This window comes from Pseudomonas sp. B21-015 (genome assembly GCF_024749285.1).
Taxonomy (GTDB): Bacteria; Pseudomonadota; Gammaproteobacteria; order Pseudomonadales; family Pseudomonadaceae; genus Aquipseudomonas.
This window is the reverse complement of the sequence record NZ_CP087196.1, coordinates 1,168,675-1,188,533: the sequence shown is the minus strand read 5'-3', so window position 1 is coordinate 1,188,533 and position 19,859 is coordinate 1,168,675. Positions and strand designations below refer to the sequence as shown.

Here is a 19,859-nt window from a genome sequence, read left to right as displayed (position 1 = left end):
CACTTTCCGCCACTTGCGCACACTATAGGAATGCGCCCACCACACCGTCAAGGCGCGGATAGAAGGAAAAGCCTTACAGAACGGAGATTTAGGTGCGCAAAAGGAGAGATAACGAGAATCTGACGGATGAATTCGCTCAATAACTTGAATCAGCACAGAAGGCTGCGTTCAGAAGTTAAAGTGGTTTGTTAAGAGTAAGATTTTTTCGGTATTACAAAAGCGCTTCTGCCATTGATTCAGCAGGGAGGGAAATTGCCATTACGCACATCGTTGCCAATGATTGAAGCAGAGAAGAAAAAAGGTGGAGAGTCGATCTGTAAGCCGGGTTCTGTCTTGAACAGTCATTCGTCTACGATGGCCATCACTGGACATCTTTAGCAACCTACCCGGTCCCAGCGCGGGCCACGCCTTGGGACCCTATTTGGTCTTGCTCCAAGTGGGGTTTACCTAGCCACGAACTGTTGCCAGACGTGCGGTGCGCTCTTACCGCACCTTTTCACCCTTACCGGCGCCGAAGCGCTTAGGCGGTTATTTTCTGTGGCACTTTCCGTAGGCTCACGCCTCCCAGGCATTACCTGGCACTTCGCCCTATGGAGCCCGGACTTTCCTCCCCCCCCTAATTTTCATAGAGGGCAGCGACTGTCCGATCGACTCTCCACCGCGAAGGTTAACGGCAGAGCGGCCGAAGAACAAGCGCTAAAAGCCTCTGCCCGGCGCTGCGCATCGGTTTTACTCGCCCTTTTGCTTATCCAGCGCGACCTGATAGAGCACATTCTTGCGTTCGCCGGTAATTTGCGCCGCCAATGCCGCGGCACGCTTGAGCGGCATCTCTTCGAGCAGCAAGTTGAGAATACGCATGGCTTCACTGCTGACAGCGTCCTCGGTTTCGGGTGCAGACCAGCCGGCGACCAGCACTACGCACTCTCCGCGCTGCTGGTTGCTGTCCGACTCGACGAACTCACGCAACTCGGCCAGCGGCAAACCTTTAAGGGTTTCGAAGGTCTTGGTCAGTTCGCGCGCCAGCAACGCCGGACGCTCGGCGCCAAATACCAGCTCCATGTCTTGCAGGCATTCAAGGATCCGGTGCGGGGCTTCATAGAAAATCAGCGTGCGCGGCTCTTCTTTTATGAGTTCCAGACGAGCGCGCCGACCGACAGCCTTGGCCGGCAGAAACCCTTCGAAGATGAAACGGTCGGACGGCAGCCCCGCCGCCGAGAGTGCCGCGATCAGCGCACAGGCGCCCGGAACCGGCACCACATTGATCCCCGCGGCACGGGCCTGACGCACCAGGTGATAACCCGGATCGGAAATCAGCGGCGTCCCGGCGTCGGAGATCAACGCCACATCATCGCCCGCCAGCAGACGGGTGATAAAACGGCTACCTTCATCCCGCTCGTTGTGTTCATGACAGGCCGCCAGCGGCGTGGGTATGCCGAAATGCTGCATCAATCGCTGGGAGTGGCGAGTGTCTTCGGCAGCAATCAAGGCGACCTCGCGCAGGATCTTCAGCGCACGCGCACTGATGTCATCCAGGTTGCCGATGGGCGTCGCCACCACATAAAGCGAGCCAGCAGCGGAATTCAAAGCACCTGGAGCAGTCAAAGCGCACACCTCATGATCGGTAAAAGCCGCCATTGTAGCGCGTAGCGACATTCGTGATACCTGCGAGCAACCCTCGGTTTTCCAGCCTTTTGTGCAGTGCAGCAACATTTGCACGAGCTAAATTGATCGATTCACGCCAGTAACATCGCGTCCCGGCCAGCGCTTGGGTACAATTCCACGCTAATTTGATCGAGTATCAGGAACACTTACATGATCGCTTGCCTGCGGCTGTTCTCTGCCCTCTGCCTCGCTGCCTTGCTGGCGGCTTGCGCCAGCTCGCCCTCCTCCAGCCTTGGCGAACTTCCACGGACCCCGGATGCCAGTATCGAGCAACTGCTCGAACAGGCTGCTCAAAGCAAAACGCCGGACAAGGCAGCCTTGCTGCGCTTGAGTGCGGCAGACCTGGCTTATCGTCAGGGCAATGCCGGCCGATCCGCGCAAATCCTGCAACAAGTACCGATGGAACAACTCAAGCCTGGCCAACAGGTCTTCGCCAGTACCCTGGCGGCTGAACTGGCCATGGTCCGCAATCAGCCCAAAGCGGCGCTGACCTTCCTGAGCCATCCGAGCCTGCAACGCCTGGGCGAACTGCCGGTCGAACAACAGGTTCGCACCGGCACCGTGCATGCCCGCGCCCTTGAAGCCGACGGCCAGACCCTCCCCGCCGCACGGGAGCGCATCTTCATTGCCCCAATGCTTGAAGGTGAAGCCGCCAGCAAGAACCACGAAGCGATCTGGACCCTGATCGCTTCGCTGCCGACCGATCAATTGCAGCCGACCACCGATGACGACCTCGGCGGCTGGATCCGTCTGGCGCTGGCAGTGAAAACGGCCGGCACCCTGGAACAGCAGCAAACCGCGATCGACCACTGGCGCGAACAGAATCCAAAGCACCCGGCTGCCATCCAGCTGCCGCTGCCACTGACCAAGCTCAAGGAACTGGCTAGCCAGCCTTTGAGCAAAATTGCCGTGCTGCTGCCTCAAGCAGATGGCCCGCTGGCGGCTGCCAGCAAGGCACTGCGTGAAGGTATCGTGGCTGCTCACTACCAGGCGCAACAAGCCGGGCAGAATCCGCCAGCCATCGTATTTTATGACAGTTCGATAATGACCACTGTGCCGCCGCGGATGTCGCTGGACGATTTCTATCGCAAAGCCCAGGCCGATGGCGTGCAACTGGTCATCGGCCCACTGGAGAAGCCGCTGGTCAAACAGCTCAGCACTCGCCCGCAATTGCCGATCACCACCCTGGCGCTGAACTACAGCGAGGGCGAACAAGGTCCGGCCCAACTGTTCCAGTTCGGTCTTGCCGCTGAAGACGAAGCCCGCGAAGTATCTCGCCGTGCGCGCGCCGATGGCCTGCATCGCGCCGCCATCATGGTGCCGAAAGGCGAATGGGGCAATCGCGTACTCAGGGCATTCAGCCAGGATTGGCAAGCCAACGGTGGCAGCATCGTCGCTACCGAGCGTGTCGACCAACCGGTGCAACTGGCACAGCAGATTGCCGACATGTTCCAGCTGCGCCAGAGCGAAGGCCGCGCCAAGAGCCTGCAAAGCACCGTTGGCTCGCAGGTAGCCGCCCAGCCTTCGCGTCGTCAGGACATCGAGTTCATCTTCCTGGCCGCGACACCGCAACAGGCTCAACAGATCAAACCGACCCTGAACTTCCAGTACGCGGGCGATGTGCCGGTTTACGCCACCTCCCACGTGTTCAGCGCCAGCGGCGACCAGAACCAGTACAACGACATGAACGGTATTCGCTTCTGCGAAACCCCATGGCTGCTGGATGCCAACGACCCGCTGCGTAAACAGGTCACCGCACAATGGCCACAAGCCAGCGGCAGCCTGGGTCGTCTGTACGCGATGGGCGTCGACGCTTATCGCCTGGCACCACGCCTGGGGCAACTCAAGGCCTTGCCAGACAGTCGCATCGAAGGCCAATCGGGTAGCCTGGGCATGACTCAGAATCAACGGGTCGAGCGTCAGTTGCCATGGGCAGAGTTCGTCAACGGTCAGGTTCAACGCCTGCCGGACACCTCGCGCTAATGCCCGACAGGTCACGCCAGCAAAGCGGTAAAGATGCCGAGCGTCATGCGCTCGAGCATCTTCAGCAACAGGGTCTGCGCCTGCTGGCGCAGAACTGGTTGTGTAAACGCGGCGAGCTTGATCTGGTCATGCTTGATGGCGATACAGTAGTATTCGTCGAAGTCCGCTACAGAAAAAACACCCAATGGGGTGGCGCACTCGATAGCATCGATGGGCGCAAACGGCAGAAACTGATTTTCGCCGCGCAGTATTTTCTTCAGCGCGAGTCGCGTTGGGCCAATTCCCCCTGCCGTTTCGACGTGGTTGCCATCGACAGCAGCCTTGATCAATTGAACTGGTTGCAGAATGCCTTCGACAGCTGATCGCTTGCGCCCCGAACCGGACACCTTTACCCAACACTTTTGCTCTTTGCTTTGCGGGCTGCACATTCATGTGCCGAGTAGCCGCGCTAATTAAGGTCACACAGATGGACATGCAATCGCGAATTCGCCAGCTTTTTCAGGCCAGTATCGACACCAAGCAACAGGCGATGGACGTACTTGCACCGCACATCGAGCAAGCCAGCCAGGTCATGGTCAACGCCCTGCTCAACGAGGGCAAAATGCTCTCCTGCGGCAACGGCGGTTCTGCCGGTGACGCACAGCACTTCTCGTCCGAATTGCTCAACCGCTTCGAACGCGAGCGCCCGAGCCTGCCGGCCATCGCGCTGACCACCGACAGCTCGACGATCACCTCGATCGCCAACGACTACAGCTACAACGAAATCTTCTCCAAACAGATTCGCGCCCTCGGCCAGCCGGGTGACGTATTGCTGGCGATTTCCACCAGCGGCAACTCGGCAAACATAATTCAAGCGATCCAGGCCGCACATGATCGTGAAATGATTGTCGTAGCATTGACGGGTCGTGATGGCGGCGGCATGGCGTCATTGCTATTGCCCGAGGACGTCGAGATTCGCGTACCGGCCAACGTCACTGCACGTATTCAGGAAGTCCACCTGCTGGCGATCCATTGCCTTTGCGACTTGATCGACAGCCAACTGTTCGGGAGTGAAGAATGACCCCTAATCGCCTAGGCCTTCTGGCCTTGACCCTGTGCCTCGGCATCAGTGGCTGCACCTCGGTGGTTAACGCCAGCCGTGAAGCGCCAATCGACGATGACCGCGGCACCCGCACCTTCGGCAGCAAAATCGACGACTCCCTGATCGACACCAAGGTCGGTGTGAACATCGCCAAGGCTGATCCAGCCCTGGACAACGACTCGCACATCGTCGTCACCAGCTTCAACGGTGTGGTGCTGCTGGCCGGGCAAACCCCTCGCGCCGACCTCAAGGCCAAGGCCGAACAGGTTGCCGCCTCCGTTCAGCGTGTAAAGAAAGTGCACAACGAACTGCAAGTGCTGCAACCGTCCTCACTGCTGGCACGTCAGAACGACACCTGGCTGACCACCAAGATCAAGACCCAGATGCTCACCGATGCCTCTATCCCCGGCTCGCGCATCAAGGTCGTGACTGAAAACGGTATCGTCTACCTGCTGGGCCTGCTGACCAAGCAGGAAGCGGCGCAGGCGACCAATCTGGTACAAGGCGTTTCCGGCGTGCAGAAGATTGTGAAGTTGTTTGAGTACATCGACTGATACTTGCCCGGCGATGGCATCCTCGAGATCGCCATCGCCCCCTGTAGGAGCAACCTTCGGCAGCTCCTACGTAATAAAAAAGGCGATCCATTCGGATCGCCTTTTTTATTACTTCACCACCTTCAAACTCGGTCGACCGCTGGGACGCGGCGGCTCACTGTCGGGTGGCGGAACATCATCCGGCTCGATCTCTTCCTCGTCTTCCAGAGGCGATTCCAGATCGAACACCATGCCCTGACCGTTCTCCCGAGCATAAATGCCCAGGATCGACGCGATAGGCACGTACAGGGTGTGTGGCACGCCACCGAAGCGCCCTTCGAAGCTGACCGCCTCGTTGTCCATGTGCAAATGACGCACGGCCGCCGGGGATACGTTCAGGACAATCTGCCCCTCACTGGCAAACCCTTGAGGCACCTGCACCGACGGATACTCGGAATTGACCAGCATGTGCGGGGTGCAATCGTTGTCCACAATCCACTCGTAGAGCGCGCGGACCAGATAAGGTCGACTGGAGTTCATAGCGGCTCCTTAAGCCTTAGCGCATATCGCGCTCGACACCAGACAGACTCGCCTGGAATGCCTCACGCGCAAACGAGCGCTCCATGTAATCAAGCAGCGGCTTGGCAGGCCGCGGCAGTTCTATACCCAAAATCGGCAATCGCCAGAGTATTGGCAATAGGCAGCAATCCACCAGACTTTGTTCCTCACTGAGGAAAAACGGCTTGTCGGCGAACAACGGCGACACGCCTGTCAGGCTTTCGCGCAGCTCTTTACGAGCCACGACACGGGCTGCCTCCTTGGTCCGCGAATCCAGAATCAGATCCACCAGGCCACACCAGTCACGCTGAATACGATGAATCAGCAGACGGCTGTTGGCACGCGCCACGGGATAAACCGGCAGTAACGGCGGGTGCGGGTAACGCTCATCCAGATACTCCATCACCACGGTCGACTCCCACAACGCCAGGTCACGATCGACCAGGGTGGGCAGGCTTCCGTAAGGGTTCACTTCGATCAGTTTAGGCGGCTGGCGACCAGCTTCCACGTAAATGATCTCGGCGCTGACACCCTTCTCTGCAAGTACGATGCGCACTCGGTGGGAATAGTGGTCGGCGGGGTCGGAGTAACAGGCCAACCGATTGGTCACGCCCATGGCGGTCCTCCTCGCTTGTTGAAATTATCGAAAACGGAAAAACACACGCGCCCAGAGGGCGCCTCCCGTAACGCCTGGCTCACCAGACTCGTTACACCTTGGAGACGCCCTTGGGCGCGCGCGATTAACAGCAATGGCTTACAGCTTTATCAATGGACGTCTTTCCAGTATTCACGCTTGAGCAAGTAAGCGAATACGAAGAAGAACGCCAGGTACAGCAACACATAGGTACCGATGCGCTGATGCTGCAGCTTCACCGGGTTGGCCGAGTAGGCCAGGAAAGTCACCAGATTCTTGACCTTCTCATCGAACTGCTCTTCGTTCAGCGCGCCGGTTTTCGGCAATACCGTCAGTTGATCGCAAGCTTCATGAGTCAAAGCGGTGCCGGTCAGCGGATCGTATTGCTTCTTGCCGTCTTCGACGATTTGAACTTGTTTACAGCCTACCACCTGACGACCCTGCAGGCCGACCAGAACGTTAGGCATGCCGACGTTCGGGAACACTTTGTTGTTCACGCCCCATGGACGCGACGGGTCTTCATAGAACGAACGCAGGTAGCCATAGAGCCAGTCCGTGCCACGAACGCGAGCCACCAGCGTCAGGTCCGGCGGCGCTGCACCGAACCAGGTCTTGGCGTCAGCTGGCTGCATGCCGATGTTCATGTGGTCGCCGATCTTGGCGCCGGTGAACACCAGCTTCTCGAGCATCAGCTCATGAGGAATGCCCAGGTCATCGGCGACACGCTCGTAACGCTGGAACTTGGCGCTGTGGCAACCCATGCAGTAGTTGGCGAACGTACGCGCGCCGTCCTGCATGGCAGCCTTGTCGGAAACGTCGATGTCGACCTTTTCCAGCTCTGGACCACCGTGCTCGGCCGCAAAAGACAGTGCAGGCATCGCCGCAAGAATCAGTACAGCAAATAGCTTTTTCATCAGCCAGTCACCCTTTCCGGAACCGGTTTGGTCTTCTCGAGCCTGGTGTAGAACGGCATCAGAATGAAGTAGGCGAAGTACAGGAAGGTACAAACCTGCGACAGCAACGTACGTTCCGGGGTAGGCGCCATGACGCCCAGCCAGCCAAGAATCACGAAGGAGATGCAGAACACCCAGAGCCAGATCTTGCTCAGCCAACCCTTGTAGCGCATGGACTTGACCGGGCTACGGTCAAGCCAGGGCAGGACGAACAGCAAGGCAATCGAAGCACCCATGGCAACAACACCCAGGAGCTTGTCCGGAACCGCCCGCAGAATCGCGTAGAACGGCGTGAAGTACCAGACCGGAGCGATGTGCTCAGGGGTCTTGAAGGCGTTCGCCACTTCAAAGTTCGGCTTCTCGAGGAAGTACCCGCCCATTTCCGGGAAGAAAAACACGATGGCGCAGAAGATGAACAGGAACACCACCACGCCGACGATATCTTTCACGGTGTAATACGGGTGGAAGGCAATGCCGTCCAGCGGTACGCCGTTTTCGTCTTTGTGTTTCTTGATGTCCACGCCGTCAGGGTTGTTCGAACCGACTTCGTGCAGTGCCAGAACGTGCAGCACCACCAGACCGAGGATCACGATCGGCAGGGCAACCACATGCAGGGCGAAGAAGCGGTTCAGGGTAATACCGGAAATCAGGTAGTCACCACGGATCCACTGGGTCAGGTCGTTACCGATGACTGGAATCGCACCGAACAGCGAGATGATCACCTGGGCGCCCCAGTAGGACATCTGACCCCATGGCAGCAGGTAACCCATGAAGGCTTCAGCCATCAGCGCCAGGTAAATCAGCATGCCGAACACCCACACCAGCTCACGTGGTTTCTGGTACGAACCGTAGAGCAGGCCACGGAACATGTGCAGGTAAACCACGATGAAGAACGCCGAAGCGCCGGTGGAGTGCAGCAGGCGCAGGATCGAGCCGTACTCGACGTCGCGCATGATGTATTCGACGGAGGCAAACGCTTCTTCCGCCGACGGGGTGTAGCTCATGGTCAGCCAGACACCGGTAACGATCTGGTTGACCAGAACGAGCAGTGCCAGGGAGCCAAAGAAGTAGAAGAAGTTGAAGTTCTTCGGGGCGTAGTACTTGCTGAGATGGTCTTCCCACATTTTGGTCGCGGGGAAGCGCGCATCAACCCAATCCATGAACTTGCTCATCACGCTTTCTCCGTATCGACGCCAATGACAATGATGTCATCGGTCTCATAGGAATGCGGGGGAACTGGCAGATTCAAAGGCGCGGGTTGCGACTTGTAGACGCGGCCAGCCAGATCGTAGTGAGAACCGTGGCAAGGGCAGAAATACCCCCCGACCCAATCCTTGCCCAGGTCCGCAGGAGCCACTTCCGGACGGAAGGTCGGTGAGCAACCCAGGTGTGTGCAAATACCGATCAGCAGCAGGACTTCTGGCTTGATCGAACGCGTCTGCGGGTCAACATAGGTCGGTTGCGTAGAGTTCTTGGAGGCGGGGTCAGACAACTGGCCCTCGATCTTTTTCAGATTCCCCAGGATTTCCTCGGTACGGCGGACGATGAACACCGGCTGACCGCGCCACTCAGCAATCATTTGCTGACCTGGCTCGATTTTGCTGACATTCACTTTCACCGGTGCACCTGCGGCTTTCGCCTTGGCACTGGGAAACCATGACCCCACGAACGGGACCGCAGCCCCCACCGCTCCTGCAGCACCCACCACGGATGTGGCTGCTACCAAGAAGCGACGCCGGCCTGCATTCACGCCGTCATTGCTCATTCAGTCCTCTCCCATCAGCTTTGTGGCCTGTTAAATCAGGCGTCTACTAAGTAAAAATCTGAACTTATAAAAATTTTGCCGAATGGTAATGAAAAGCCCCAATTCTGACAAGGTAATTACCCAGAGGCTCCACTGCCAAGCCTTGCAGTATAGGGCCTCTGCGGATGTGGCAAGTTGTCACAGCGCAATTCTCTGATAAATCGCACCCATAAAAAAACGCCCAGCTTCGCAAGGAAACTGGGCGTTCTTTTTGAACGTGAAAGCGAATTAACGCTTCGAGTACTGCGGACGCTTACGCGCTTTACGCAGACCGACTTTCTTACGTTCAACTTCACGTGCATCGCGGGTTACGAAGCCGGCTTTGCGCAGAGCACCGCGCAGAGTTTCGTCGTAGTCCATCAGAGCGCGGGTGATACCGTGGCGGATCGCGCCAGCTTGACCACTTACACCACCGCCGATCACGGTGACGTAGATGTCGAACTTCTCGACAGTCTCAGTCAATTCCAGCGGCTGACGAACTACCATGCGGGCAGTTTCGCGGCCGAAGAAATTATCCAGCGAACGGTTGTTGATGGAGATGTTACCAGTGCCCGGACGCAGGAAAACGCGTGCGGTTGCGGTCTTGCGACGGCCAGTGCCGTAATTTTGAGTCGCCGACATAATGAACTATTCCGTTAAAACTTCAGTTCTTGGGGCTGCTGAGCAGTATGAGGGTGTACAGCGCCCGCATAGACTTTCAGCTTACGATACATGTCGCGACCCAGCGGGTTCTTAGGCAGCATGCCTTTGACCGCGGTCTCGATCACGCGCTCAGGGGCTTTAGCGATCAGCTTTTCGAAGTTGATCGACTTGATGCCGCCCGGGAAACCGGAGTGGGAGTAGTAGATTTTGTCGGTGGTTTTAGCACCGGTTACACGAATCTGCTCGGCATTGATAACGACGATGTAATCGCCGGTGTCAACGTGAGGAGTGTACTCAGCTTTATGCTTGCCACGCAGACGGCTCGCGATTTCGGTGGCCAGACGACCCAGGGTCTGACCTGCAGCGTCGACGACAAACCAGTCGCGCTGTACTGTTTCCGGTTTAGCAGTAAAAGTTTTCATTCTTTATAGCCTCAGGGGCCGCCCTGTAAATTAGACGGCGGATCTTACTGAATAGTGCGTACTTTGACAAGTCAAAGGCAGCCGGATACAGACGCTTTCGGGGGCTCGGGTCGGCGCGTCCGTTCAACGGCAAGATTCTTCGGCGGCGGCGCATCACTTCCACTGCAGAAAGAGGTGCGCAATTATGCAGATTGCGAAAAATATTTCAACCTGCTTTTATGATTGTTTTGCCCAAGGAGCACCCGATGGACTATCGCCAGCTAGGACGTACCGATCTGAACGTGAGTGCAATCTGCCTCGGCACCATGACCTGGGGCGAGCAAAACAGCGAGGCTGAAGCCTTCGCCCAGATCGAACGCGCCAAGGGCGCCGGGATCAATTTCATCGACACCGCCGAGATGTACCCGGTGCCGCCCAAAGCCGAAACCTACGCCACCACCGAGCGCTACATCGGCAACTACTTCAAAAGTCGCGGCGATCGGGCCGACTGGATCCTGGCGAGCAAGATCGCCGGCCCCGGCAACACCATCGACTACATCCGCGACAAAAACCTCAAGCACAATCGCGAGCATATCGTCGAAGCCGTGGACGCCAGCCTCAAGCGCTTGCAGACCGATTACATCGACCTCTATCAGTTGCACTGGCCGGAACGCAGCACCAATTTCTTCGGGCAACTGGGCTACAAGCACAAGAGCGAGGTCAACCTCACCCCGCTCGAAGACACGCTTGAAGCGCTGGACGAGCAGGTCAAGGCCGGCAAGATCCGCCACATCGGCCTGTCCAACGAAACCCCGTGGGGAACCATGCGTTTCCTCGCCCTCGCCGAAGCCCGTGGCTGGCCGCGCGCCGTATCGATCCAGAACCCCTACAACCTGCTCAATCGCAGCTTCGAAGTCGGCCTGGCGGAAATCGCCATCCGCGAACAGTGCGGCTTGCTCGCCTACTCGCCGCTGGCGTTCGGCTTCCTGTCGGGCAAGTACGAAGGTGGCGCGCGCCCACCCAAAGGTCGCCTGAGCCTCTACAGCCGCTTCAGTCGCTACTTCAACCCGCAATCGGAGGCAGCGTGCAGCCGTTATGTGGCGCTGGCCCGTGAACACGGCCTGGATCCGGCGCAGATGGCGCTGGCGTTCGTCACGCAGCAGCCGTTCGTGACCAGCAACATCATTGGCGCCACCACGCTTGAGCAACTGAACAGCAACATTGCCAGCTTCGATCTGAAACTGTCCGATGAAGTGCTTGAGGGGATTGAGGCGATTCACAAGGATCAGCCGAATCCCGCACCTTGATTGATCTTTAGATCCAATCGCGGGCAAGCCACGCTCCCACAGGAAATCACAAACCTGTGGGAGCGTGGCTTGCCCGCGATGGCGTCCGCCCAGTCACTGCAAATTACAGCGACCGCGCAATAATCTCCTTCATGATTTCGTTGGTCCCGGCATAAATCCGCTGCACCCGCGCATCCGCCCACGCCCGGGCGATCGGGTATTCCCACATGAACCCGTAACCGCCATGCAATTGCACGCACTCGTCGAGCACCTTGCATTGCAGGTCGGTGCCCCAGTACTTGGCCATCGCCGCTGTCGGCACGTCGAGCTTGCCTTGCAGATGCAGTTCCAGACAGCGATCGACGAAGACCCGGCCGATCTGAATTTCGGTTGCCATTTCAGCGAGTTTGAAGCGGGTGTTCTGGAAATCGGCGATGGCCTTGCCGAAGGCCTTGCGCTCACGGGTGTAATCCAGCGTCCATTGCAACGCCGCTTCGGCTGACGCCAAGCCACCCACCGCGACTGTCAGACGCTCCTGGGGCAATTCCTGCATCAGGTAAGCGAAGCCCATCCCGGCCTGGCCCAGCAGGTTTTCCTTCGGCACACGCACATCCTGAAAAAACAGCTCCGAGGTGTCCTGAGCCTTCATGCCGACTTTTTCCAGACGCTTGCCTTTGGCGAAGCCCGCAGTGTTCGCCTCCACCAGAAACAAACTGGTGCCCTTCGCCCCAGCCTTCGGATCGGTCTTGGCCACGACGATTACCAGGTCAGCCAGAAAGCCGTTGGTGATGAAGGTCTTCGAACCGTTGATCACATATTCGTCGCCGTCCAGCATCGCAGTGGTTTTCACCCCTTGCAGGTCGGAACCCGCACCGGGCTCGGTCATGGCAATGGCCGTCACCATCTCGCCAGACACCAGTTTGGGCAGGTATTTGTGTTTCAGCGCTTCACTGCCGTAATGCAGGATGTAAGGCGCAACAATGTCCGAATGAAGAGAAAAGCCGATCCCGGTCAACCCCAGACGGCCGACCTCCTCGATCACCACCGCGCTGTAGAGAAAGTCCACCCCCAGCCCGCCGTATTCTTCCGGCAGATGGGAGCAAAGCATCCCCGCCTCCCCCGCCTTATTCCAGAGTTTGCGGTCGATGTAGCCTTGTTTCTCCCATTGCCCATGGAACGGCACGGCCTCTTTTTCGAGAAACGTTCGCACGCTGTCGCGAAAAAGTTCGTGCTCGGAGCTGAACAAGGTTCTGGGGATCATGGGGCACCTGTCGTTTTGTTAGACGGAATTGACCTTCAGAGACTATGCCTCGCTTCCGATACAGGACACTGGACACACCCGACAAAAAATAAGACGATCCAGCCGTCTGGTGACCACTTTCCCCTATAAGAATAAAGTTGAATTATGTCTAACCAAGTCTCCAAGCCCTTGCGGCGCGTCAGTATCCTGGCTATCGATCGGGTTTTCGCCTCCACCCTCATGCAAGCCAAGGATTTCTTCCATCTGGCCAGCCTGCGCTATGGCAAACAACTGGGCCATGGCCTGACACCGGCGTTTGAAACCCGGTTGGTCAGCCCCGACGGCAAATCGGTGAACAGCTTCAGCGATGTGATCATGCCGGTGGACGGCGGCCTGGAAAATGCCGACGTCATTATCCTTCCCGCCTTCTGGGACGATTTCGACACGCTCTGCAAACGTTATCCACAGGTGCTGCCGTGGCTGCGCGAACAACACGCCCGCGGGGCAGTGCTGTGCGGCGAAGCCACGGGGGTGTTCTGGCTCGCCGAAGCCGGGCTGCTCAATGGCAAGGAAGCGACCACGTACTGGCGATTCTTCAATGCCTTCGCCGAACGCTTCCCACAGGTTCAACTCAATCAGGACAAGCACCTGACCGACGCCGACAACCTGTATTGCGCCGGCGGCACCACTTCGGCCTGCGACCTCTACATTTACCTGATCGAGCGCTTTTGCGGTGCCAACGTGGCCCAGGCCGTGGCCCGTGACATTCTTTATGAAGTGCAGCGCAGCTACGCGCCGGGACGGATCGGTTTCGGCGGGCAGAAACTGCACCAGGACGTGATCATCCTGCAGATCCAGCATTGGCTCGAAGAACACTTCGCCGACAAATTCCGCTTCGAAGACGTGGCCCGCGAACACGGCATGAGCATCCGCAACTTCATGCGCCGCTTCCAGACCGCCACCGGCGACAAACCATTGCATTACCTGCAACGCCTGCGCATCGAAACCGCCAAGGGCTTGTTGTCCGCCAGCCGCAAGAGCATCAAGACCATCAGTTATGAAGTCGGTTACGACGACGCGAGCTTCTTTGCGCGACTGTTCCGCCAGCACACGGAGTTGTCGCCGAACCAGTATCGGCAGCAGTTTCAGCAGGCGGCATAGCCCTAGAGAACAACAATCAACTGTGGGAGCGAGCCTGCTCGCGATGACGGCCTCACATCCAAAAAAGAAGTGACTGACAGACCGCAATCGCGAGCAGGCTCGCTCCCACAGGGGGCTTGGTGAGCCAGACAGTTTCTACAGCGCACAAAAAAGAGCCTGCATATGCAGGCTCTTTCTTATTTGCCGAATAGCCCTATGGCTTGTGCGCCCTGGACAGAAACTCATGCGACTGCATTTCCAGCAGGCGGCTGAGGGTGCGCTGGAACTCGAAGTTCAAACGACCGCCGGTATAGAGGTCTTTGAGCTCGACTTCGGCAGAAATGATCAGCTTCACGTTGCGGTCGTAGAACTCGTCGACCATGTTGATAAAGCGTCGGGCGATGTCGTCGGTGGTGACGCTCATCTGCTCGACATCACTGAGCAACACGGCGTGGAAAATCTTGCCCAGCTCGATGTAATCGTTCTGGCTGCGCGGGCCGTCACAGAGTTCGCGGAAGTCGAACCAGGCCACGTCATCGCAGGTGCGCACGGCACGGATTTCACGGTTCTCGATCACCAGCACATCGTTCTCGATGGCTGCCGTACATTCCGGCGTCAAGGCGCGGAAGCTCTTGCGCAGGCTTTCCTGGGCGGCTGCATCCAGCGGGAAGTGGAACAGCTCCGCTTGCTCGAGGTGACGCAGACGGTAATCGACGCCACTGTCGACGTTGACGATCTCGGTGTTCTGCTTGATCAGCGCAATGGCCGGCAGGAAGCGCGCACGTTGCAAGCCGTCCTTGTACAGACCGTCCGGCACGATGTTCGAGGTCGCGACCAGGGTCACGCCGTTCTTGAACAGTTCTTCCATCAACGTGCCAAGGATCATGGCGTCGGTGATGTCGGAGACGAAGAACTCATCGAAACAAATCACTCGCGACTCGTCGGAGAAGCGCTTGGCGATGATAGTCAGCGGGTTTTTCTCGCCGCCCAGGGTCTTCATCTCTTCGTGCACGCGCTTCATGAAGCGGTGGAAGTGAGTGCGAGTCTTTTCCTTGAACGGCAAGGCTTCGAAAAAGGTGTCGACCAGGTAAGTCTTGCCGCGACCAACGCCGCCCCAGAAGTACAGGCCCTTGACCGGCATCTGGTCTTTCTTGCCAAACAGTTTGCCGAGCAGGCCCGGTTTGTTCTGCGAGGCCGCGACCAGATCGTCGTACAGACGCTGCAAATGGCGCACGGCGGTTTCCTGCGCGGCGTCATGGAAGAATTCCGGGCGTTTCAGATCAGCTTGATATCGTTCTAGGGGCGTCATAATTCGTTAGCAAGGCAACAAAAACGGGCCGTCACTGTAGCGACGGCCCGTGGGAATGGCAATCGGCCCTTGGTCGGACCGGGCCGTTGATTATTCCTGAACCGGGGTCAGCGCAACCCGCAACGCGTCGATGGCAGCATCGCGAACAGCGCTGTCGGCGAAGGCCGGGCTGTCGGCAACACACTCGCCTTCCAGCCAGACACTGAAGCTCAGGTCTTCGCTGCGCACGTCCAGCGGCTGACCGGATTGCAGCTGCTTGGTCACTTGCCCTGCGGTTTTGCCGTCGGCGAAGTTGCGCGACAGCAGCAGTTGTTCGCCATCGGCGGCCAGCAGACGGAAGCGGAAACTGCCGTCATCTTCGCGGAAGCTGACAAAGCGCGCGGCTTTCGCAGCTTTCTTCTTGGTAGTGGCCGCGACTTGGGTCTGGGCGACGAAAGAACGCAGGCCGACCGCCTCGCGCAGTTCGTGGAGGAACGGTGTCGCCACCGAGCGGGCCTTTTTGGCGCCGATCTGCAGAATGTCTTCCAGATCCGCCGGGCGCTCGATCAACTGGTGATAACGCTCACGGGATTCGCCCAATTCGCTATCCAGCAACTGGAACAGACGATTTTTCGCCTCGCCCCAACCCAGGCCCTGCAACAGTTCGCTGCGGAATTCGTCGGCCTGCGCCGGGGTGGCGAACGCCTGGAACAGGGTGAACAGGTGCGAGTTATCCGGATCCTTCGCTTCGCCCGGAGCCCGGGAGTCGGTCACGATCCGCGAAATCGCGTCCTTCATTTCTTTGGCGCTGCTGAACAACGGAATGGTGTTGTCGTAGCTCTTCGACATCTTGCGACCGTCGAGGCCCGGCAAGGTGGCCACGCTCTCCTCGATCAACGCTTCAGGCATGGTGAAGAACTCTTTGCCCTGACCGAACAAGTGGTTGAAGCGCTGGCCGATGTCCCGGGCCATTTCCACGTGCTGGATCTGGTCACGGCCGACCGGCACCTTGTGAGCGTTGAACATCAGGATGTCCGCCGCCATCAACACCGGGTAGCTGTACAAGCCCATGGTGATGCCCGCATCCGGGTCTTCGCCGGTCTCGACGTTCTTGTCCACCGACGCCTTGTAGGCGTGGGCGCGGTTGAGCAGGCCCTTGGCGGCCACGCAGGTCAGCAGCCAGGTCAGTTCAGGGATTTCCGGGATGTCGGACTGGCGATAGAAGGTCACGCGGTCCACGTCCAGGCCACCGGCCAGCCAGGTCGCGGCGATTTCCAGACGCGAGCGCTGGATGCGCAGCGGGTCATCGCATTTGATCAGGGCGTGGTAGTCGGCCAGGAAGTAGAACGAATCGGCATTGCTGTCACGGCTGGCAACGATCGCCGGACGGATGGCGCCGGCGTAGTTGCCCAGATGCGGCGTGCCGGTGGTGGTGATGCCGGTGAGGATACGGGTACGAGTCGTCATGGGTAATCGCTTGTCAGACTGCAATCAATTCGAAAGACGCGGCAGGATCAGATCCTTGAGATCGGTCAGCTTGCCATGAAAAAAGTGTCCGCATTCTGCCACTTTCAGCAGCTCATGGGGGCGATCGAGTGCGTCGGACCAGTCGTAAACGAGCTGCGGATCGATGACTTCGTCGGTTTCCGGCTGGATCAGGGTCAATGCACCTTGGTGCGGCAGTTGATCCTGATCGCCCAGGCGCATGACGGCAGGCGCGACCATGAACAGATGCTTGAGCTGCTCGCCCCCGGCTTCCAGACGCCCGCCGAGACTTGCTGCCACAAAACCGCCGAAGGAGAAACCGAACAGGGTCAAAGGTATTTCTGGATGTTTGGCCCGCAGCCACTCGGCCACCGCCTGGGCATCGTCGACTTCGCCGGTGCCCATGTCGTGCTTGCCTTCACTGGCGCCGACGCCACGGTAGTTGAAACGCAAGGTAATCAAACCGGCGTCGCGCGCGGTGCGCTGCAAGGTCGAGACGACCTTGTTGAGCATGGTGCCGCCCTGCACCGGGTTCGGGTGGCAGATCAGCGCCAGGCCGCGGGGCTGGTCGTTGTCCAGGTAAAGTGCTTCGAGTTGGCCGACCGGGCCATCAATCACTACAGGGGTTTCGCGCATAAGCAAGGAAGGAACTCCGTGACCTCGAATCGGGTCGACTCGTCTAGCCAATTGTCTGTGCCAATCTATTGCGAGTGAATCGCGGTATACAGCGCAGGTTCGAGCCGTTAACGTAAAGCAAAGCCGTTTATAGAGGAAGGACTCGTGGAACACTCGCTCTTAGTTTGGTTGTTGCCGACTCTTGCCCTGGTTGTGGGTGTCGCCATTGGATTCCTGATCGCTCGCCTGGTGCCGAATGCCGCGCCTAACCGCACGCAACGTCAGCTGGATGATATTCAGGAACGTTTTGACAGTTACCAGAACGAAGTGGTCACCCACTTCAACAGCACTGCAACACTGGTCAAGAAACTGACTCAAAGCTATCAGGAAGTGCAGGATCATCTCACCGAGGGTGCCAACCGTCTGGCCCTGGACGAGCAGACTCGCCAACGCTTGCTGGCTGCCCTGCACGCCGACGCGGCGCAGGCTCCACGGGAGCGCCTGACGCCACCGCGCGATCAGGAGCCGCCTCGCGACTACGCCCCCAAAGCCCCGAACGCGCCGGGCATGCTCGATGAGCATTACGGCCTGAAGAAGTAATCAGGTTTCGCGCGACACAAAAAGCCCTCGGACAAGCGATTGTCCGAGGGCTTTTTTGTTTCTGATGGCTTTTGCCAGCGCGGGCCTCATCGCGAGCAGGCTCGCTCCCACATATGACCGCGTACCGATCCAGCAACTCGGTCTAATGTGGGAGCGAGCCTGCTCGCGATAGGGCCTGAGCAGACAAAAAAAACCGCTCGATCTGTTGAGGATCGGGCGGTTTTTTGTACGCCTGGGATTCAGTCAGGCTGTTACTGATACTGCTGAACAGGCTGGCCCTGCTGCTGATATTCCTGACCTGGAATCGCCTTCAGGTTGACCTCGACGCGGCGGTTCTGTGCCCGGCCATTGACATCGCCGTTACTGGCAATCGGATTATCCGGCCCGGCACCACGCGCCGACAGGTTGGTGCCGCTGACACCCTGGGAGGTCAGGTACGTCGCCACGCTCTGGGCGCGACGCTGGGACAAGTCCATGTTGTGCTGACGGCTGCCGGTGCTGTCGGTGTAGCCGACGATCTCGATCTGGTTCTGGTTGAACTCCTTGAGCGAGCCCGCCAGATTATTCAGCGGCTGGTAGAAGCTCGACGCGATGTTCGCCGAATCGGTGGCGAACGTGATGTTGCCCGGCATGATCAGCTTGATCTGATCGCCCTGACGCTGCACTTCAACCCCAGTGTTGGCCATGCTGGCCCGCAGTTTTTTCTCCTGCTGGTCGGCGTAGTAACCGTAACCGGCGGCGGAAGCCCCCACCACGGCGGCACCAATCAGCGCACCCTTGCCACGGTTATCGTGACTGATGGCTGCACCGGCCAGCGCACCGGCCAGGGCGCCGAGGCCACCGTATTTGGCGGTTTTGCTCATGCCCGTGGAGCCACCATCAGCCTGACCCTGGTTGTCATAAGGGTTCGGCGATGCACAACCAGACAACAGAGCCACCGCAGTAGCGACAACAATCAAACGACGCGAGGTGAACATGGAGGAGCTCCTACTTTTTTGCATTCTGTGGTGCAACGGACTTAAGCAATGAACCTATGCGGGCGTTGGATCATGGGCAACGCCAAAAATTCCGTCGTGCCTTTCACAACTGCAGCATCAGGCTCGCACAAAGGGGTTGCCGCGCATTTCATCGCCCAGACAGGTGTCCGGGCCATGCCCGGCCACCACGGTTGCCTCTTCGTCGAGGGTATACAACCGTTGCTTGATCGAACGCACGAGGGTCGCCTGATCGCCACCCCACAAATCCGTACGCCCTACCCCGCGACGAAACAACGTGTCACCGGCAATCAGCAGCTTAGCCTCTGAAAACCAGAAGCTCATGGAACCGGGCGTATGACCCGGTGTGTGCAACGCCACGCCACAACCGCAAGCCAGCTCTTCATCGTCGGCCAACCAGCGATCCGGCGATGGCACCGGGGTGTAGGGCACGCCGAACATCTGGCACTGCATCTCCAGATTGTCCCAGAGGAATTGATCTTCCTTATGCAGGTGCAGCGTTGCGCCAGTTTTCTCCTTCAACTGACCGGAGGCCAGGAAATGATCGAGGTGCGCGTGGGTGTGGATGATGCTGACCACCTTCAAGCCCAACGCGTCGAGGCGAGCGAGGATCAGTTCGTGATTGCCGCCAGGGTCGACGACGATGGCCTTTTTGGTAATGGGGTCGCCGATGATTGTGCAGTTGCACTGGAGGGGGCCGACAGGGAAGGTTTCGCGGATGAGCGCTGGGGTCGGAGCGTTCATGGGAGGTCCTGATTAGTCAATTTCGAACAGGATACCAGCGCGCATTCCTCAAGACTCACTGGAGCGCGCCGACACAGATTCGCCGGCCATTTTTTTGACGTCATAAATAAAAAATAATGGCCATGTGATATCAATTGACGCTGATCCTGATGCAAAATCGCTTTCTTGTAGCGACCACATACAGGACGGTCGCGGCTCTTTCAGGATATTAAAAA

The 19,859-nt window shown here is 58.3% G+C and carries 21 protein-coding genes and 1 other RNA gene; 7 read left to right on the top strand and 15 right to left on the bottom strand.

Going from position 1 to position 19,859, the window contains the following annotated elements; all coding sequences use genetic code 11:
- Nucleotides 1–301 precede the first annotated feature (301 nt).
- Nucleotides 302–655: RNase P RNA component class A (rnpB, locus tag LOY38_RS05490), an RNA gene on the bottom strand.
- Between the two features lie 74 nt (nucleotides 656–729).
- Nucleotides 730–1,635 (bottom strand): 16S rRNA (cytidine(1402)-2'-O)-methyltransferase, encoded by a 906-nt coding sequence (rsmI, locus tag LOY38_RS05485; RefSeq protein ID WP_258700663.1) that lies wholly within the window; start codon nucleotides 1,633–1,635, stop codon nucleotides 730–732.
- 177 nt (nucleotides 1,636–1,812) lie between these two features.
- On the opposite strand from rsmI, the gene LOY38_RS05480 reads away from it, so the two are divergent.
- The 4 genes from LOY38_RS05480 to LOY38_RS05465 all read left to right on the top strand — a co-directional run bounded on the left by LOY38_RS05480 (nucleotide 1,813) and on the right by LOY38_RS05465 (nucleotide 5,280).
- Nucleotides 1,813–3,645 carry a penicillin-binding protein activator gene (locus LOY38_RS05480; protein ID WP_258699143.1) on the top strand — a complete coding sequence of 611 codons (1,833 nt, stop codon included), beginning with the start codon at nucleotides 1,813–1,815 and terminating at the stop codon, nucleotides 3,643–3,645.
- Nucleotides 3,645–4,007, top strand: coding sequence for a YraN family protein (locus tag LOY38_RS05475; RefSeq protein ID WP_258699142.1), 363 nt, complete (start codon nucleotides 3,645–3,647; stop codon nucleotides 4,005–4,007). Before LOY38_RS05480 ends, LOY38_RS05475 begins: the two co-directional genes overlap by 1 nt.
- 104 nt (nucleotides 4,008–4,111) lie before the next feature.
- The gene (locus LOY38_RS05470) at nucleotides 4,112–4,705 is read left to right on the top strand and encodes a phosphoheptose isomerase (RefSeq protein ID WP_007904374.1); all 594 of its coding nucleotides are present in this window, start codon (nucleotides 4,112–4,114) and stop codon (nucleotides 4,703–4,705) included.
- Nucleotides 4,702–5,280 (top strand): BON domain-containing protein, encoded by a 579-nt coding sequence (locus tag LOY38_RS05465; RefSeq protein ID WP_007904376.1) that lies wholly within the window; start codon nucleotides 4,702–4,704, stop codon nucleotides 5,278–5,280. The genes LOY38_RS05470 and LOY38_RS05465 overlap by 4 nt, the downstream gene beginning before the upstream one ends.
- A gap of 108 nt (nucleotides 5,281–5,388) precedes the next feature.
- Here the strand turns inward: LOY38_RS05465 and LOY38_RS05460 are convergent, their stop codons facing one another.
- The 7 genes from LOY38_RS05460 to rplM all read right to left on the bottom strand — a co-directional run bounded on the left by LOY38_RS05460 (nucleotide 5,389) and on the right by rplM (nucleotide 10,272).
- The gene (locus LOY38_RS05460; RefSeq protein WP_258699141.1) at nucleotides 5,389–5,799 is read right to left on the bottom strand and encodes a ClpXP protease specificity-enhancing factor; all 411 of its coding nucleotides are present in this window, start codon (nucleotides 5,797–5,799) and stop codon (nucleotides 5,389–5,391) included.
- Between the two features lie 16 nt (nucleotides 5,800–5,815).
- Nucleotides 5,816–6,433 (bottom strand): glutathione S-transferase N-terminal domain-containing protein, encoded by a 618-nt coding sequence (locus tag LOY38_RS05455; RefSeq protein WP_007905304.1) that lies wholly within the window; start codon nucleotides 6,431–6,433, stop codon nucleotides 5,816–5,818.
- Between the two features lie 149 nt (nucleotides 6,434–6,582).
- On the bottom strand, nucleotides 6,583–7,365 hold the full coding sequence (locus tag LOY38_RS05450; protein ID WP_258699140.1) for a cytochrome c1: 783 nt from the start codon (nucleotides 7,363–7,365) through the stop codon (nucleotides 6,583–6,585).
- A complete protein-coding gene (locus LOY38_RS05445; RefSeq protein ID WP_258699139.1) occupies nucleotides 7,365–8,576 on the bottom strand; it encodes a cytochrome bc complex cytochrome b subunit in 1,212 nt (403 codons plus the stop codon). Before LOY38_RS05445 ends, LOY38_RS05450 begins: the two co-directional genes overlap by 1 nt.
- A complete protein-coding gene (gene petA, locus LOY38_RS05440; RefSeq protein WP_258699138.1) occupies nucleotides 8,576–9,169 on the bottom strand; it encodes a ubiquinol-cytochrome c reductase iron-sulfur subunit in 594 nt (197 codons plus the stop codon). The genes LOY38_RS05445 and petA overlap by 1 nt, the downstream gene beginning before the upstream one ends.
- A 267-nt stretch (nucleotides 9,170–9,436) precedes the next feature.
- Nucleotides 9,437–9,829, bottom strand: a complete 393-nt coding sequence (gene rpsI, locus LOY38_RS05435; protein ID WP_003205364.1) for a 30S ribosomal protein S9 — start codon at nucleotides 9,827–9,829, stop codon at nucleotides 9,437–9,439.
- A 14-nt stretch (nucleotides 9,830–9,843) separates the two neighbouring features.
- Nucleotides 9,844–10,272, bottom strand: a complete 429-nt coding sequence (gene rplM / locus LOY38_RS05430; RefSeq protein ID WP_007905295.1) for a 50S ribosomal protein L13 — start codon at nucleotides 10,270–10,272, stop codon at nucleotides 9,844–9,846.
- A gap of 245 nt (nucleotides 10,273–10,517) precedes the next feature.
- Between rplM and LOY38_RS05425 the strand changes: the two genes are divergently transcribed.
- On the top strand, nucleotides 10,518–11,558 hold the full coding sequence (locus LOY38_RS05425) for an NADP(H)-dependent aldo-keto reductase (RefSeq protein ID WP_258699137.1): 1,041 nt from the start codon (nucleotides 10,518–10,520) through the stop codon (nucleotides 11,556–11,558).
- A gap of 103 nt (nucleotides 11,559–11,661) precedes the next feature.
- Here LOY38_RS05425 and LOY38_RS05420 read toward each other — a convergent pair whose 3' ends face one another.
- Nucleotides 11,662–12,798, bottom strand: coding sequence for an acyl-CoA dehydrogenase family protein (locus LOY38_RS05420; protein ID WP_258699136.1), 1,137 nt, complete (start codon nucleotides 12,796–12,798; stop codon nucleotides 11,662–11,664).
- Between the two features lie 243 nt (nucleotides 12,799–13,041).
- Here LOY38_RS05420 and LOY38_RS05415 point away from each other — a divergent pair, with 243 nt between their 5' ends.
- Nucleotides 13,042–13,938, top strand: a complete 897-nt coding sequence (locus LOY38_RS05415; RefSeq protein ID WP_258700662.1) for a GlxA family transcriptional regulator — start codon at nucleotides 13,042–13,044, stop codon at nucleotides 13,936–13,938.
- Nucleotides 13,939–14,131: 193 nt separating this feature from the next.
- On the opposite strand, the gene zapE is transcribed toward LOY38_RS05415, so the two are convergent.
- The 3 genes from zapE to LOY38_RS05400 form a co-directional block, all read right to left on the bottom strand.
- The gene (zapE, locus tag LOY38_RS05410; protein WP_258699135.1) at nucleotides 14,132–15,226 is read right to left on the bottom strand and encodes a cell division protein ZapE; all 1,095 of its coding nucleotides are present in this window, start codon (nucleotides 15,224–15,226) and stop codon (nucleotides 14,132–14,134) included.
- Between the two features lie 90 nt (nucleotides 15,227–15,316).
- The gene (locus LOY38_RS05405; RefSeq protein WP_258699134.1) at nucleotides 15,317–16,672 is read right to left on the bottom strand and encodes a tryptophan--tRNA ligase; all 1,356 of its coding nucleotides are present in this window, start codon (nucleotides 16,670–16,672) and stop codon (nucleotides 15,317–15,319) included.
- 24 nt (nucleotides 16,673–16,696) lie between these two features.
- Nucleotides 16,697–17,326, bottom strand: a complete 630-nt coding sequence (locus LOY38_RS05400) for an alpha/beta hydrolase (protein WP_258699133.1) — start codon at nucleotides 17,324–17,326, stop codon at nucleotides 16,697–16,699.
- A 144-nt stretch (nucleotides 17,327–17,470) separates the two neighbouring features.
- Between LOY38_RS05400 and LOY38_RS05395 the strand changes: the two genes are divergently transcribed.
- Nucleotides 17,471–17,905: a YhcB family protein gene (locus LOY38_RS05395; protein WP_258699132.1), complete on the top strand. Its 435-nt coding sequence runs from the start codon at nucleotides 17,471–17,473 to the stop codon at nucleotides 17,903–17,905.
- 251 nt (nucleotides 17,906–18,156) lie between these two features.
- Here LOY38_RS05395 and LOY38_RS05390 read toward each other — a convergent pair whose 3' ends face one another.
- On the bottom strand, nucleotides 18,157–18,882 hold the full coding sequence (locus LOY38_RS05390) for an OmpA family protein (RefSeq protein WP_258699131.1): 726 nt from the start codon (nucleotides 18,880–18,882) through the stop codon (nucleotides 18,157–18,159).
- Nucleotides 18,883–18,999: 117 nt separating this feature from the next.
- On the bottom strand, nucleotides 19,000–19,644 hold the full coding sequence (locus tag LOY38_RS05385; RefSeq protein WP_258699130.1) for an MBL fold metallo-hydrolase: 645 nt from the start codon (nucleotides 19,642–19,644) through the stop codon (nucleotides 19,000–19,002).
- Between the last annotated feature and the right edge of the window lie 215 nt (nucleotides 19,645–19,859).

Excerpts from the sequence above, each read along its gene's own strand:
- rsmI (WP_258700663.1), bottom strand. The coding sequence starts at position 1,635 with ATGGCGGCTTTTACCGATCATGAGGTGTGCGCTTTGACTGCTCCAGGT.
- LOY38_RS05480 (WP_258699143.1), top strand. The coding sequence starts at position 1,813 with ATGATCGCTTGCCTGCGGCTGTTCTCTGCCCTCTGCCTCGCTGCCTTG.
- LOY38_RS05475 (WP_258699142.1), top strand. The coding sequence starts at position 3,645 with ATGCCCGACAGGTCACGCCAGCAAAGCGGTAAAGATGCCGAGCGTCAT.
- LOY38_RS05470 (WP_007904374.1), top strand. The coding sequence starts at position 4,112 with ATGGACATGCAATCGCGAATTCGCCAGCTTTTTCAGGCCAGTATCGAC.
- LOY38_RS05465 (WP_007904376.1), top strand. The coding sequence starts at position 4,702 with ATGACCCCTAATCGCCTAGGCCTTCTGGCCTTGACCCTGTGCCTCGGC.
- LOY38_RS05460 (WP_258699141.1), bottom strand. The coding sequence starts at position 5,799 with ATGAACTCCAGTCGACCTTATCTGGTCCGCGCGCTCTACGAGTGGATT.
- LOY38_RS05455 (WP_007905304.1), bottom strand. The coding sequence starts at position 6,433 with ATGGGCGTGACCAATCGGTTGGCCTGTTACTCCGACCCCGCCGACCAC.
- LOY38_RS05450 (WP_258699140.1), bottom strand. The coding sequence starts at position 7,365 with ATGAAAAAGCTATTTGCTGTACTGATTCTTGCGGCGATGCCTGCACTG.
- LOY38_RS05445 (WP_258699139.1), bottom strand. The coding sequence starts at position 8,576 with ATGAGCAAGTTCATGGATTGGGTTGATGCGCGCTTCCCCGCGACCAAA.
- petA (WP_258699138.1), bottom strand. The coding sequence starts at position 9,169 with ATGAGCAATGACGGCGTGAATGCAGGCCGGCGTCGCTTCTTGGTAGCA.
- rpsI (WP_003205364.1), bottom strand. The coding sequence starts at position 9,829 with ATGTCGGCGACTCAAAATTACGGCACTGGCCGTCGCAAGACCGCAACC.
- rplM (WP_007905295.1), bottom strand. The coding sequence starts at position 10,272 with ATGAAAACTTTTACTGCTAAACCGGAAACAGTACAGCGCGACTGGTTT.
- LOY38_RS05425 (WP_258699137.1), top strand. The coding sequence starts at position 10,518 with ATGGACTATCGCCAGCTAGGACGTACCGATCTGAACGTGAGTGCAATC.
- LOY38_RS05420 (WP_258699136.1), bottom strand. The coding sequence starts at position 12,798 with ATGATCCCCAGAACCTTGTTCAGCTCCGAGCACGAACTTTTTCGCGAC.
- zapE (WP_258699135.1), bottom strand. The coding sequence starts at position 15,226 with ATGACGCCCCTAGAACGATATCAAGCTGATCTGAAACGCCCGGAATTC.
- LOY38_RS05405 (WP_258699134.1), bottom strand. The coding sequence starts at position 16,672 with ATGACGACTCGTACCCGTATCCTCACCGGCATCACCACCACCGGCACG.
- LOY38_RS05400 (WP_258699133.1), bottom strand. The coding sequence starts at position 17,326 with ATGCGCGAAACCCCTGTAGTGATTGATGGCCCGGTCGGCCAACTCGAA.
- LOY38_RS05390 (WP_258699131.1), bottom strand. The coding sequence starts at position 18,882 with ATGTTCACCTCGCGTCGTTTGATTGTTGTCGCTACTGCGGTGGCTCTG.
- LOY38_RS05385 (WP_258699130.1), bottom strand. The coding sequence starts at position 19,644 with ATGAACGCTCCGACCCCAGCGCTCATCCGCGAAACCTTCCCTGTCGGC.